This is a genomic window from Neorhizobium descurainiae, assembly GCF_051400715.1.
Lineage (GTDB): Bacteria > Pseudomonadota > Alphaproteobacteria > Rhizobiales > Rhizobiaceae > Neorhizobium.
Window position 1 is genome coordinate 248,088 of record NZ_JBLFFK010000004.1, and the last position, 14,236, is coordinate 262,323.

Annotated in this window: 11 protein-coding genes and 1 riboswitch; of the genes, 6 read left to right on the forward strand and 5 right to left on the reverse strand. The window is 62.5% G+C overall.

The window, feature by feature from the left end; genetic code table 11:
• Positions 1 to 3: 3 nt before the first annotated feature.
• The 6 genes from ACMGE0_RS10225 (at position 4) to ACMGE0_RS10250 (ending at position 7,790) form a co-directional block, all read left to right on the forward strand.
• A complete protein-coding gene (locus ACMGE0_RS10225; protein ID WP_436815738.1) occupies positions 4 to 1,824 on the forward strand; it encodes an ABC-F family ATP-binding cassette domain-containing protein in 1,821 nt (606 codons plus the stop codon).
• 158 nt (positions 1,825 to 1,982) lie between these two features.
• On the forward strand, positions 1,983 to 2,435 hold the full coding sequence (locus ACMGE0_RS10230) for a response regulator (RefSeq protein WP_436815739.1): 453 nt from the start codon (positions 1,983 to 1,985) through the stop codon (positions 2,433 to 2,435).
• A gap of 86 nt (positions 2,436 to 2,521) precedes the next feature.
• A riboswitch (TPP riboswitch) is annotated at positions 2,522 to 2,624 on the forward strand.
• A gap of 23 nt (positions 2,625 to 2,647) precedes the next feature.
• On the forward strand, positions 2,648 to 3,673 hold the full coding sequence (gene thiB / locus ACMGE0_RS10235) for a thiamine ABC transporter substrate binding subunit (protein ID WP_436815885.1): 1,026 nt from the start codon (positions 2,648 to 2,650) through the stop codon (positions 3,671 to 3,673).
• Between the two features lie 10 nt (positions 3,674 to 3,683).
• Positions 3,684 to 5,303 (forward strand): thiamine/thiamine pyrophosphate ABC transporter permease ThiP, encoded by a 1,620-nt coding sequence (gene thiP / locus ACMGE0_RS10240; protein WP_436815740.1) that lies wholly within the window; start codon positions 3,684 to 3,686, stop codon positions 5,301 to 5,303.
• Entirely contained in the window at positions 5,296 to 6,003 is a 708-nt protein-coding gene (locus ACMGE0_RS10245; protein ID WP_436815741.1) for a thiamine ABC transporter ATP-binding protein, read from the forward strand. The genes thiP and ACMGE0_RS10245 overlap by 8 nt, the downstream gene beginning before the upstream one ends.
• A 320-nt stretch (positions 6,004 to 6,323) precedes the next feature.
• A complete protein-coding gene (locus ACMGE0_RS10250; RefSeq protein ID WP_436815742.1) occupies positions 6,324 to 7,790 on the forward strand; it encodes a M48 family metalloprotease in 1,467 nt (488 codons plus the stop codon).
• A gap of 15 nt (positions 7,791 to 7,805) precedes the next feature.
• Here the strand turns inward: ACMGE0_RS10250 and ACMGE0_RS10255 are convergent, their stop codons facing one another.
• The 5 genes from ACMGE0_RS10255 to ACMGE0_RS10275 form a co-directional block, all read right to left on the reverse strand.
• Positions 7,806 to 8,669 carry an RNA polymerase factor sigma-32 gene (locus tag ACMGE0_RS10255; protein ID WP_436815743.1) on the reverse strand — a complete coding sequence of 288 codons (864 nt, stop codon included), beginning with the start codon at positions 8,667 to 8,669 and terminating at the stop codon, positions 7,806 to 7,808.
• 287 nt (positions 8,670 to 8,956) lie between these two features.
• Positions 8,957 to 9,529, reverse strand: coding sequence for a CarD family transcriptional regulator (locus tag ACMGE0_RS10260; RefSeq protein ID WP_436815744.1), 573 nt, complete (start codon positions 9,527 to 9,529; stop codon positions 8,957 to 8,959).
• 390 nt (positions 9,530 to 9,919) lie between these two features.
• A complete protein-coding gene (gene fdxA, locus ACMGE0_RS10265; protein WP_436815745.1) occupies positions 9,920 to 10,258 on the reverse strand; it encodes a ferredoxin FdxA in 339 nt (112 codons plus the stop codon).
• 239 nt (positions 10,259 to 10,497) lie between these two features.
• Positions 10,498 to 10,866, reverse strand: a complete 369-nt coding sequence (locus tag ACMGE0_RS10270; RefSeq protein ID WP_436815746.1) for an RNA-binding S4 domain-containing protein — start codon at positions 10,864 to 10,866, stop codon at positions 10,498 to 10,500.
• A gap of 4 nt (positions 10,867 to 10,870) precedes the next feature.
• Entirely contained in the window at positions 10,871 to 14,008 is a 3,138-nt protein-coding gene (locus tag ACMGE0_RS10275; RefSeq protein WP_436815747.1) for a helicase-related protein, read from the reverse strand.
• Positions 14,009 to 14,236: the final 228 nt, after the last annotated feature.

A 14,236-nucleotide genomic window follows, 5' to 3' on the forward strand; every position in this document is an offset into this window, starting at 1 on the left:
CGGTTGGCACCTCCCATTCTGAAATTGGATGACATCTTCCTGAGCTTCGGCGGCGCGCCGCTGCTGGTCGGCGCCGGTCTGCAGGTGGAACCGGGCGATCGCATCTGCCTCGTCGGCCGCAACGGTTCCGGCAAGTCGACGCTCATGAAGATCGCCGCCGGCATGGTGGAGCCGCAATCGGGCGAGGTTTTCCGCCACCCCTCTTCCACCATCCGCTATCTCGAACAGGCGCCGGATTTCGCCGGTTACCCGACCGTGCAGGCCTACGCGGAGGCGGGTCTCGGCCCCGGCGACGACCCCTACCGCGTCACCTATCTGCTGGAACATCTCGGCCTCACCGGACAGGAAGACCCGAGGACCCTCTCCGGCGGGGAATCCCGCCGCGCGGCGCTCGCCCGCGTCATGGCGCCCGAGCCGGATATCCTGCTTCTCGACGAGCCGACCAACCATCTCGACCTGCCGACCATCGAATGGCTGGAAGACGAGTTGCGCAAGACGAAGAGCGCGCTGGTGCTGATCTCCCACGACCGCCGTTTCCTCGAAAAAGTCTCGACCGCTACAGTCTGGCTCGACCGTGGCGCCTCCAGGCGACTGGACAGGGGCTTTGCCCATTTCGAGGCCTGGCGCGACGAGGTGCTGGAGGCGGAAGAGCTGGAGCAACATAAGCTCGGCAAGGCGATCGAGCGCGAGGAACATTGGCTGCGCTACGGCGTCACCGCGCGACGCAAGCGCAACATGCGCCGTCTCGGCGAATTGCAGACCATGCGCACCAATTATCGGGGCCACAAGGGGCCGCAGGGTACGGTGCGGGCCGAGATCACCGAAGGCCGCGAATCCGGCAAGCTGGTGATCGAAGCCGAAAACATCAGCAAGGCCTACGATCGCCCGATCGTCGCTCCCCTCTCGATCCGCGTCCACCGCGGCGACCGGATCGGCCTCGTCGGCCCGAACGGCGCCGGCAAGACGACGCTTCTGAAGATGCTGACGGGTCAGCTCGCGCCGGACAGCGGCACGGTGAAGCTCGGCACCAATCTGGAGATCGCGACACTCGATCAGAAGCGGGAGGACCTGAACCCGGAAGACACGCTCTCCCATTATCTCACGGACGGCCGAGGCGAGACGCTGCTTGTCAACGGCGAGCAGCGGCATGTGGCAGGCTACATGAAGGATTTCCTGTTCCAGCCGGAGCAGATCCGCACCCCGATCAGGAATCTGTCGGGCGGCGAGCGCGCCCGGCTGATGCTCGCCCGCATCATGGCCAGACCCTCGAACCTGCTGATCCTCGACGAACCGACGAACGACCTCGACATCGAGACGCTCGACCTCTTGCAGGAGATCGTCGCGGCCTACAACGGAACCGTCATCCTCGTCAGCCACGACCGCGATTTTCTCGACCGTACCGTGACCTCCACGATCGCGCCTGTCAATCCGGAGGCGCCCGACGGCCACTGGATCGAATATGCCGGCGGCTACACGGACATGCTCGCCCAGCGGAAAGGCGCGCAGGAGGAAAGACGCAGGGCAGAGAAAGCCGAAAAGCCGAAGACAGAGGCCGCAGCTCCTGCTGCAGAAGCGGCGAAGACCAAAGGAAAACTCTCCTACAAGCAGAAATTCGCGCTCGAAACCCTGCCGAAGGAAATGGCCAAGGCTGAAGCGGAAATCGCCGCGCGCGAGAAGAAGATGGCGGATCCCCACCTCTTCTCCAAGGACCCCGCCGCCTTCAACAAGCTCGCGGCGGAAATGGAGAAACTGCGGGAAAGCCTGACGAAGATGGAAGAGGAATGGCTCGAGCTTGAAATGCTGCGCGAAGAGCTGGAAGGCTGAGTTAACGGATTGTTATCTATAACAACCGTTTAGAGCACGAGATCTGTCGCAAAACGGAACATTCCCGCGCACTCCCCGTTCGACCCGCATTCGTGGGCCGAACGCCGGCTGGTGTCATCGGCCCGAATTGGGAACCGGAAACCGTATGGGGACATCCAATGCTGACAAAAGTACCGCGTCGTCGGCTGCCCAGGGAAGCAATGAATCAACAGGTCCTGATCGTCGAGGACGAGTTTCTGATCGCCCTCGATATCGCCGAAACCGTTGAGCACATGGGGTTGAAGGTGGCGGGTTTTGCCAATGCCCGCAAGCACGCTTTGGAATTGGCGTCACGCGCGGACATCGCCATCATCGACGTCAATCTTGCAGACGGCAGAACCGGACCGGCTATCGGCCGGCAACTCGCCGAGCAATATGGCGTAACCGTGATCTTCATGACCGGAAATCCCGAAGACATCGAAGACGGCGAGAAGGGCTTTCTCGGCGTTCTGACAAAGCCGGTTCCGCCCAAGGTGCTCGAACAATCGATAGACTATGCGATCGCGGACCGTTTGGGCGCCATGGCTATCGTCCCACGCGAGCTCAAGGTCTTCCGGCGGAACTCGGGTTGAGCGATGTCGCCCCCTGTGGGACATGAGCGCCGCCTGACCGCGACGCGCAACCCCTTGCCAGTCAATCGCGCCGCCGCTACATCTGATCTGCTCTAACGGGGTGCCGCGCCAAACGCGGCTGAGAGGCTTTGCCAACCCGCGGAACCTGATCCGGTTAACACCGGCGGAGGGATTAGACGGCTCATGATCAGCGCCTATTCCTCTTATCGTAAATAAAGGAGGCGCTGATGCGCAGGATCGTTCTTTCGATATTCGCGGCCGCAGCCGGCTTTTTTCCCTCCGTATCCGTTCACGCTCAGGAAAAGACGCTGACCGTCTATACCTATGAGAGCTTCGTTTCCGACTGGGGTCCGGGTCCCAGGGTCAAGGAAGCTTTCGAAAAGACCTGTGCCTGCAAGCTCAATTTCGTCGGCGTCGCCGACGGTGTGGCACTTCTCACGCGCCTCAAGCTGGAAGGCCAAAGCACGGATGCCGACATCGCGCTCGGCCTCGACACCAACCTGATCTCGGAAGCGAAAGCGACCGGTCTTTTCGAACCGCACGGGCTCGACACCTCCGCGGTCAAAGTTCCGGGCAACTATAGCGACGACACCTTCATCCCGTACGACTACGGGCATTTCGCCGTGGTTTACGATACCGAGGTCATGAAGAACCCGCCGAAGAGCCTGAAGGAGCTCGTGGAAGGCGATCCTGCGCAGAAGATCGCCATCGAAGATCCGCGCACCTCGACCCCGGGCCTCGGCCTGCTGCTCTGGATGAAGTCCGTCTATGGCGACCAGGCACCGGAAGCCTGGGCGAAACTCAGGAACCGCGTGCTGACGGTGACGCCCGGCTGGTCGGAAGCCTATGGCCTCTTCACCAAGGGCGAAGTGCCGATGGTCTTCTCCTATACGACCTCTCCCGCCTACCATATGGTCGAGGAAAAGACCGACCGTTATCAGGCAGCATCCTTCTCGGAAGGCCACTACATCCAGATCGAGGTGGGCGGCATGCTCAAGCAGTCCGCCGACAAGGATCTCGCAAGGCAGTTCCTGAAGTTCATGATCTCCCCCGAATTCCAGGATGTTATTCCGACCACCAACTGGATGATGCCTGCCGCCGAAACATCCGAACCGCTACCGGCGGCTTTCGGCAAACTGGTGCAGCCCAAGAAGACCTTCCTGATGGGTTCGGATGAAGTGGCCAGGAACCGGCAGGCCTGGATCGACGAATGGCTCACCGCCATGAGCATGAACTAAGGTCTCGATTTTGCTGACGCACGCCGAGCGGAAACGGGGAATTGCCTGGGGCCTGATGAGCCTCTTCGGCATCACCCTTTTCGTCGGCGCGCCGATCATAGCCCTGCTTTCCTGGGACATGGAGACTGCCCAGACGCGGCTCTTCACAGCCTATACCTGGCGCATCCTGCGCTTCACCCTGTGGCAGGCTGCGCTTTCGACAGCATTGTCGGTCGCTTTCGCAATTCCCGTGGCCCTGGCGCTTGCCCGCCGTCCGCGCTTTCCGGGACGGCTGTGGATCATCCGGCTGATGGCATTGCCGATGGGCCTGCCTGTGCTGATCGGCGCGCTGGGACTGATCGGCATCTGGGGCCGGCAAGGCATCGTCAACAGCCTGCTGTTGAAGCTCGGCCTCGACCAGCCGGTCAGCATCTACGGCCTCTCGGGCATCCTGCTCGCCCATGTCTTCTTCAATCTGCCCCTTGCAGCCCGGCTGCTGCTCGCGGCGCTGGAGCGGCTTCCCGCCGAATATTGGCTGCTCTCCGCCAGCCTCGGCATGAAACCCCTTTCCGTCTTCCGCTTCATCGAGTGGCCGGCCGCATGGCGCGTCATTCCCGGCGTCGCCGGGCTGATCTTCATGCTGTGCGCGACAAGCTTCACGCTCGTCCTGGTGCTCGGCGGCGGACCGGCCGCGACCACGTTGGAAGTGGCGATCTATCAATCCTTGCGCTTCGATTTCGACCCGCCCCGCGCCATTGCGCTGGCATTTCTGCAGATCGCCGTCACGGCGCTGATCCTGATCGTCATCGCATCGTTTCCCGCGCCGGACGATACCGGTTCAACGGCCGGGCGGATCACCCGCCGCTTCGACGGCCGGACATTTTCGGCGCTGTTCTGGGATGCGCTTGTCATCCTGCTCGCCACGACTTTCCTCATCCTGCCCTTGGCATCGATCGTGACGGCGGGCTTCAAAGCCAGCCTCTGGGGCCTCGTCACCAGCACAGCTTTCCTCCATGCCGCCCGCACGAGTTTCGCGATCGCGCTTGCCGCCGGGCTGCTGACGATCCTTACATCGCTGGCGATCGTTGCCGCGCGGGAGGCAATCGCCGACATGAAACGGCCCGGCAGAGCGGCCAGAGGATTTTCCGTCCTTTTAAGCGGCACGTCCTACCTGGTATTGCTTGTTCCGCCCGTCGTGCTCGGCACCGGCTGGTTCCTCATGCTGCGGCCTCTCGGCGACGTGACGCGCTTCGCACCGGCTCTGGTGGCTGTCATCAACACGCTGATGGCGCTTCCCTTCGTCATGCGCGTGCTGACGCCTGCCATCGAAACGCACCGCAAGCGGGCGGGCAGACTTTCCGCCAGCCTCGGAATTTCCGGTCTGTCCCGGCTTTGGCGGATCGATCTTCCGGTTCTTGCAAAGCCGCTCCTGACAGCTTTCTCCTTCGCGATGGCCCTGTCGCTCGGCGATCTCGGGGCCGTGGCGCTTTTCGGCTCCAACGAGCTGACCACCTTGCCGTGGCTTGTCTATAGCCGGCTATCCAGCTATCGCACCAACGATGCGGACGGGCTGGCGCTGATCCTCGGCGTCATCTGCCTGGGTCTGGCAATTCTCGGCACGGCCGGGCAAAGAGAGGCAAGTCGTGGCTGACGGCATCGCATTGGAGAAGGTGGAACTCAGGCTCGGCACGAAGGATTTCCGTTTCGACTGCGCCTTGCCCGCCGGAGCGGTCACGGCGGTCATCGGACCTTCCGGCTCCGGCAAATCGACCCTGCTGAACCTCGTCGCCGGGTTCGAGACGCCGGATCAGGGCCGCGTCCTGATCGCGGGCGAAGATGCGACGGACAGGCACCCCTCGGAACGGCCGATCTCGCTGATCTTCCAGGACAACAACCTCTTCACCCACCTCGATCTCTTCACCAATGTCGGCCTTGGGATCAGCCCGTCTCTGAAACTCTCCGCGGGAGACCGGAAGGCGATCTCGGAGGCGCTGGTGCGCGTGGGCCTTGGCGGCTTCGATAAACGCATGCCGGGCACGCTCTCCGGCGGCGAGCGGCAGAGGGCAGCCTTCGCGCGGGTTCTCGTGCGCAGAAAACCTGTCCTGCTGATGGACGAACCCTTCGCCGCACTCGATCCGGGCCTGCGGCTTTCGATGGCCAACCTGCTTCTCGACCTGCATCGGGAAACCCGCAACACGGTTCTGATCGTCACCCATGACCCGGACGAGGTCGGACGGCTCGCCGACCACGCGATCTTCATCGACCACGGCCGGGTTCTGCTTCAGGCACCGGCGAAGGAGTTTCTTGGCCGGCGCGACATTCCGGCAATCGCCGATTTCCTGTCCGGCTGAGGGCAAGCGGGATCCGATCACGTTTCAAAACTCCGCTGAACCGTCCGTTATCCGGCCCGCCACAATTTGGACGTGCCGCGATGGCAATCGCGAGGGGCTGCGGGGATTTTCTTTGCAAACGCGCCAGTAAGGCATATCTCAATAAGATGTCTGTGCATGCGACGCAAAAATCGCTAAGCGGAACATGGAAGAAGGAACCGGCTGCCCCGGGAGAATGAGTCTCCGGAGCCGGATGGCGGACCTTGGGAATGGTGGTGCGGAACACGAGGACGATGAGGCGCGGCAGAGTGATCCCGGCTGTCTGGCCAAGAACCCGTTTCATGCCCGGCTTCAAGGCGCTGAGCACCGTCTTGCTGAGCGGCGCATTGCTGGCCGGCTGCCAGTCGATCTTCGAGCAGGCCTACACGCCGAATGTCGCGCCCTCCAATTCGCCGCAGATCGTCGACGAAGTACAGAAAAACGATCCCCGAGCACAGATGGGCGCACGTGAGCATCCTCGAATCGTGGCGAGCTACGGCGGGGAATACCATGACGCCAAGACCGAGCGGCTGGTCGCGCGGATCGCCGGCGCGCTGACCGCCGTCTCGGAAAACCCCAGCCAGTCGTTCCGCATCACCATCCTGAACTCGCCGGCGATCAACGCCTTCGCCCTGCCGGGGGGGTATCTCTACGTCACGCGCGGCCTCCTGGCGCTCGCGAACGACGCCTCGGAGGTTGCAGCCGTGCTCTCGCACGAAATGGGCCATGTGACCGCCAACCACGGCATCGAACGCCAGCGGCGCGAGGAAGCGGAGGTGATCGCGAGCCGCGTGGTCGCCGAAGTGCTCTCCAGCGATCTTGCCGGCAAGCAGGCGCTTGCCCGGGGCAAGCTCCGCCTCGCGGCGTTCTCGCGTCAGCAAGAATTGCAGGCCGACGTGATAGGCGTGCGGATGCTGGGCGAAGCGGGTTACGACCCTTACGCCGCGGCGCGCTTCCTGGATTCCATGGCCGCCTATGCCCGCTATTCGGCTGTCGATCCGGACAGCGACCAGAGCCTCGACTTCCTGTCGAGCCATCCGAATTCGGCCCAACGCGTCGATCTGGCGCGTCGCCATGCCCGCAATTTCGGCCAGGAGGGCAGCGTCGGCGACCGGGGCCGCGACTATTATCTCGCCGGCATCGACGGCCTGCTCTATGGCGACAGCCCGCAGGAGGGCTATGTCCGCGGCCAGACCTTCATGCATGGAGGCCTGGGCATCCGCTTTGACGTGCCGCCAGACTTCCGCATCGACAACAAGGTGGAAGCCGTTCTGGCCACCGGCCCCGGCGAGGCGGCAATCCGCTTCGATGGCGTTGCCGCCGGCGACAACAACAGTCTGACCAATTACCTGACGAGCGGCTGGGTGGCCGGGCTGCAGCCGGATACGGTGCGCGCGGTCCAGGTCAACGGGCTTCCCGCCGCGACGGCGCGTGCCTCCGCGGAACGCTGGGATTTCGATGTCACCGTTGTCCGCGTCGACAATCAGATCTTCCGCTTCCTGACGGCGGTGCCGAAGGGCAGTCCGGTACTTCAAACCACCGCCGAGACGCTGCGGACAAGCTTCCGCCGCATGACGCCGCAGGAGATCGCCACCCTTAAGCCGCTGAGGGTGCGTATCGTCACCGTCGCGCAGGGCGATACTCTCGCCTCATTGGCGGCGCGCATGATGGGCACGGACCGTAAGCTCGACCTGTTCAAGCTCATCAACGCGTTACCCGCCGGTGCGACGGTCTCGCCCGGCCAAAGGGTCAAGATCATTTCGGAATAAGCAGGCGACGCCGTCTCAGCAGGCGGCCGCCATCTGCGGGTTGGCGGAAACCAGCGCCGACTTGAGCTTCTCGATCGCCCGGCTTTCGATCTGCCGCACACGCTCCTTGGAAATGCCGAGTTCGGCGCCGAGCGCTTCGAGCGTCGCGCCCTCGTCGGTCAGGCGACGGGCGCGGATAATCTTCTTTTCCCGCTCATTGAGCTTGGTCAGCGCGCCTTGCAGCCACTTCAGGCGCCGCTCGCCGTCGATCATGCCCGAAACCTGTTCGTCCGGCAGCGGTTCGGCGCTGGCGAGCATGTCGAGCCGCTCGCCGCTATCGGCATCCCCGGCGATCGATGGGGCCTGCAAGGAGGCGTCGCTGCCGGAAAGCCTGGCATCCATGGTCTGGACGTCGGCCACGCTCACGCCCAGCGCCACGGCGATCTCTTCGTGAATGGCACGTGCGGTGAGATTGGAGTCGCCGCGCGCAAGCTTGGCCCGCAGCCGGCGAAGATTGAAGAACAGGGCTTTTTGGGCGGAACTGGTGCCGCCCCGCACGATCGACCAGTTGCGGAGGATGTAATCCTGCATGGACGCACGGATCCACCAGCTGGCATAAGTGGAAAAACGCACGTCTCGCGCGGGCTCAAACCTTGCCGCCGCTTCGAGCAGCCCTACATACCCTTCCTGAACGAGGTCGCTCATCGGCAATCCGAAGCCACGGAACTTGGAGGCCATGGCGATCACGAGACGCATATGTGCAAGGGCGATCTGGTTGCGTGCATCCTGATCCTGATCGTCCTTCCAGCGAACCGCCAGATCACGCTCCTCGTCCCGGGCGAGATAGGGAGCCGACATTGCTATCTTGATCATGGTACGGTCTGCGGACATGGCTGTCATCGTGCTCTCCGTGAACGGTTTGATCCGACAAAACAGCGAGACCCCGGCACCATACCTGCGACACGAAAGGCGGTGGAGGTTCCTGCTGCCTTGCTCCCCTCGTTTGAGTTCCGCGAGGATTCACACCGGCCGAAGAGCCTGATATTCGCCCCGCACTGCGTCTTCAGGACGAGAACCGCTGCAAAGTCGGTTCGCCGTACCGGCGGGAAAACGCGGAGAACGGGAAAAAGTTCCAATAAAAAACCCGGCACAAGGCCGGGCTTTTAAAAAATGTTATAGGCTGCGGATCAGGCCGCTTCTTCCTGGGCTTCGTCTTCCTCGAGAGTCTTCCCGCGCTTCGGCCCCTTGGCAAGGTTGACCTCGACGAGGCGGACGGCTTCCGTTTCGGACATCTTGTTCACCGCCGCGATTTCGCGGGCCATGCGATCAAGCGCAGCTTCATAGAGCTGGCGCTCGGAATAGGACTGCTCCGGCTGGTTCTCGGCGCGATAGAGATCACGCACCACTTCGGCGATCGAGATCAGGTCGCCGGAATTGATCTTCGCATCATATTCCTGAGCGCGGCGCGACCACATGGTGCGCTTCACGCGAGCCTTGCCCTGAACAACTTTAAGAGCACGTTCGACAAAATCCGTTTCGGACAGCTTGCGCATGCCGATGCTCACGGCCTTTGCGACCGGCACCTTGAGGCGCATCTTGTCCTTCTCGAAATCGATTACGAAAAGCTCAAGCTTCATGCCCGCGACTTCCTGCTCTTCGATGGCGGTAATCGTACCTACGCCATGAGCGGGATAAACAATCGATTCACCGGTCTTGAAACCTTGGCGTGCGGGAGAATTCTTTTTCTGCTGGGTCGTCATTCGTTTCACAAACTCCCTGTTACTCACCCGTTTTTCGGGTCGGGGAAACCGGGTCTGTCAGGCCCGGATGAGACGGGGGAAACCGTCGGGTCACTCCATACTGGTCCGACCAACGCGCGCGAAAAACAGACCCCATTGCCAATTGCAACCGACAACAATCAAGCCTTGCAATGTCACGGATACCGCGTTTTTGGGTGATCTGTTGCTTTCGTGATGTTTTTTGGGCACGCGAGTGCCGCCTTGTGGAACAGTTCTTGTTGTCTACCACAAAAAAGTGCGGAAATCAATAATTTGCTTTTGCATGTGCACAGAGGGCAACGCCCGGCTTCTGCCCAACAAAAAGGCAAAGCGAATCGAAACCCTTGCCAAGCCATGCCGTTCCGGCAGGATTCAGTCCCCCTTCCCGGGTTCGGGAGAGAAGAACTGCTCGTATTTGTTTTCCATGCCGTCCATCTCCTTGGCCTCCGGCAGGGCATCGCGCTTGACCGTGATGTTCGGCCAGATCTGAGCAAACTCCGCATTCAGCTTCAGCCACTTGTCGAGGCCCGGCTCCGTATCCGGCTTGATCGCCTCGGCGGGACATTCCGGTTCGCAAACACCGCAGTCGATGCACTCGTCCGGATGGATGACGAGGAAGTTTTCGCCCTCATAGAAACAATCGACCGGGCAAACTTCGACGCAGTCGGTATATTTGCAGCGGATACAATTGTCGGTCACGACATACGTCATGCGGCACTCCAGGACTATCGCGGATCAGCGGCGGAGCCGACGGCATGGAGAGGCGCCGGCACACCGGAAAGCCGGGAGAGACGAAACCCTAACTGCGACGAGAACAGAAGGCAGGCGATCCGGCTTTTCGACTGTCAGGTAAAGCCTTTGGCCTTGTTTAGCAAGGATAAACAATCTTTCCGAAGCCCGTTTGGGGGAAGCTTTATTCTCCGGAGCCGCAATTTCCCGGGTTCAGGTCCTCAGCGATGGTCGTCATCAGCCCCGCCTGCCCCGAGACCCCGCTGCGCGCGCTCAAAAGGAGTGAGCCTCTTCCTTTCGTCGGGCGATGGTGTCAGGTCCTCGTAAAGGAGCCTCGCCTCTTCGAACGGACCACGGCGAGCACCGCCGGCGCGAACGATCAGTACGATATCCCGCCGCTCCAGAATGAGTTCGATCCGGTCACCTGGCTTGATCATCCGGCTCGGCTGGCTGCAGGTCTCTCCGTTCACCGTCACCGCACCGGCAGCGATCAGTGATTGAGCCAGCGAGCGGGACTTCACCATTCGGGCGAAGAAAAGCCACTTGTCGATACGCTGGCGCGAACCGTCCTGTGGCCCCTTCTCGGTCATGGCCTCACTTCTTCATCTGCTCCTTGAGAGCTGCAAGTTTTGCAAAGGGCGAATCCGGATCGATCGGCTTCTCCTTGCGCGGGGGCCTGGCTTCAAAACGGGCCGGCTGCGGCGCTTTGCCGCGGTCGTTCCGATCGGGCCGCTGTCCGCCCTCGGGACGTTCGCCGCGATTCGGCCGGTCGCCACGATTGTTATCTCGATTTGGCCTGCCGCCCTCGCGGCGATCGCGATCCCTGTCTCTGTCGGCGTTCTGACGCGCGTCGCGGCGCTCACCGTCCCGACGATCGTCGCGGCGGCCCTGACCTCCCTGGCCGGCTTCACCGGCGGCCGGACGCTTGCCACCATGCCCTCGACGATCCCCATGCTGGGGGCGCCCGCTCCTCTGACTGTCGCGGCCACCGCCCGGACGCCAGAGGAGAACCGGCTTCGGCTCTTCCGCCTCGGCAGGTTTTGCAGCTTCGGACTGAGTAGGCTCCGCCTGCTCGGCGGCCACCGGTTCCGCAGCGTCTGCAGCCACCTCTTCGGCCGGAACGGAGGCTGCAACTGCATCCGGCGAGGCTTCCGCGGCGTCGCTTGCATCCGCGTCGTCGGCCGCGGAGGCTTCCGATGCTTCTCCAGCCGGTTCCGGCGCGACAGCGACAGCACCCGCCGCACTCGCCTCCTGGTTCGCCAGGAAAGCTTGAGCCTCTTCCGCCTTCACGGAATCGGCGCGGTAGCCGAGACCCTTCAGGATCTCCTCCATATCGTCCGGCGTCGCACCGAGAATGGAGAGCATCGCGGTCGTGGTCATGAAGCGGCGGCCGTCATAGGCGCCTTCCGGACGCGGCGCCGAACCGGGCTTCCACTGAAGGAGCGGGCGGATGAGGTCCGCCAGACGCTCGAGGATATCGATGCGCACCGCGCGCTTGCCGAGGAACCGGAAGCCCGCGAGCTTGTAGAACATCCGCTCGAACCCCGGATCGGCGACGACCGAGGTGCGGCCTGCGGCAAGCGCCGGAATCAGGTCGCCGTAACCGGGCTTGTCCAGACCGTCGTTCTTGAGCGCCCAGAGGAGCGTGATGAGCTCGGCCGGCGCCGGCTTCAGCAGCATCGGCATGAAGACATGATAGGCGCCGAAGCGGATGCCGTAGCGGCGCATCGAGGCGCGCGCATCCTGGTCGAGCGACTTCACCTCGTCGGCAACGTCCCGGCGGAAGAGCACGCCGAGATTCTCGACGAGCTGGAAGGCAAGCCCCTTGGCAAGGCCCTGCAGGTCCTCGGCGCGCGACAGGTCGTCGAGCGGTTTCAGGACCGTCGCGATATGATGATTGACGAAGCGCTCGATACGGGCGAGTACGTGCTCGCGGGCGTTGCCGGTGAGCTGTTCGTCGGACAGCAGGATGACACGCGGACGCATGACATGATCGCTTGCGGCAAGGCGGGCAATGGGTTCGCCGAGCCAGCGCACGAAACCATCTGAGCCGACGGCAAAATCACTGTTGCCCGACGCGTAGAGCCTTGCTGCACGTGCCTCGAATTCCAGCGCCAACGCCTTCTGGGCGGCCGCCTGCACCGCCTTGGCATCGGGGCCTTCCGCTCCCGCGACGGGCGTGAACCGGAATCCGGCCAATTGCCCGACGTGATGTCCCTCCACGAAGACATCACCATTCACACTGATTTCAGCTTCCAGCATCGCATTCTCTCTCAGGCGCTTCATGAGCACAGATGTCCTGCGATCAACGAAGCGTTTCGTCAACCTTTCATGTAGCGCGTCCGACAACCTATCCTCTATTTCCCGTGTCTTTTCTTGCCAGTGTGTCGGATCGGCAAGCCAGCCGGGGCGGTTGGAGACGTAGGTCCAGGTCCGGATCTGCGCGATTCGGGCCGATAAAGTGTCGATCTCGCCGTCGGTCCGATCGGCACGGTGGACCTGTTCGGCCATGAAGTCTTCGTTCACTGTCCCGTAGCGCACAAGATCGGAAAAAAGAGTCGAAATGAGGTCCGCATGCTGCGCCGGCGTGATCCGGCGATAATCCGGCAGCGCACAGGCTTCCCACAGTTTCTCGACCCGTTCGGGCGTCGTCGCGGCATCCTTGACCTCCGGATAACGGGAAAGATAATCAAAGGCCTGGCTGTCCGTTGCGGGAAGCGCCCGAGCGAGTCCCGGCACGGTGGGAGGGGCGTCGAGGCTTTCGCGCAGCGCCCGCAGGGAAGAGAAATCGAGATTCTTCGAACGCCACTGCAGCACTTTCACCTGATCGAACTGGTGTCCTTCTATTCGTTCCACCAATTCCTCGTCGAACGGCGCGACCTGACCCGTCACACCGAATGTTCCGTCCCGAAGATACCGGCCGGCACGGCCGGCAATCTGCCCGAGTTCTGCCGGGTTGAGGTTTCGGAACTGGTAACCGTCGAATTTCCGATCCTGCGCGAAGGCGACATGATCGACATCGAGGTTGAGGCCCATGCCGATCGCGTCGGTCGCGACAAGATATTCCACATCGCCCGCCTGGTAGAGACCGACCTGGGCATTGCGGGTGCGCGGACTGAGAGCACCGAGCACCACGGCCGCGCCACCGCGCTGACGGCGGATGAGTTCCGCGATTGCGTAAACCTCGTCGGCCGAAAACGCGACAATGGCCGAGCGCTGCGGCAGGCGGGTGATCTTCTTCTGACCGGCATAAAAGAGCTGGGACAGACGCGGCCGCTCGACAACGGTGATCCCCGGCAGCAGTTTTTCGAGGATCGGCCGCATGGTGCCCGCACCCAGCAGCAGGGTTTCATCGCGGCCCCGCAGATGCAGGATACGGTCGGTGAAGATATGGCCCCGCTCGAGATCGCCGGCGAGCTGCACTTCGTCTATCGCAACGAAGGAGGCCTTGGTCTCGCGCGGCATCGCCTCGACGGTGCAGACCGAAAAGCGGGCGTTGGGCGGGGTGATCTTCTCCTCGCCGGTCACCAGCGCAACCTGCGATGTTCCGACCTTTTCCACCAGACGCGTATAGACCTCACGCGCCAGCAGCCGCAGCGGCAGACCGATGACGCCGGTGCCGTGCGCGACCATGCGCTCGATGGCGTAATGGGTCTTGCCGGTATTGGTAGGGCCGAGGACGGCGGTGACGCCGCGCCCGCTGAACATCATGGACTGGAAATTCAAAGCCAAGTTCCGCGCGATCAAGTATGGCCCGGGGCACCGCTTCCGCGAAAACCTCAAGCCACGCAACAGATGGCGATCCGTGCCGCTAAACGCAAGCCTGAAGAATGGTTTTGCGGCCGAAGAATTCCCTGATCCAGCGCGCTCCAGTCGGCATTCGGCGGCTCATGTTTTTTCCGCGAGGAACAGACGCGAACGAATCGGAGACGAATCGCAGACTCAAGAGGATTCAGTCTT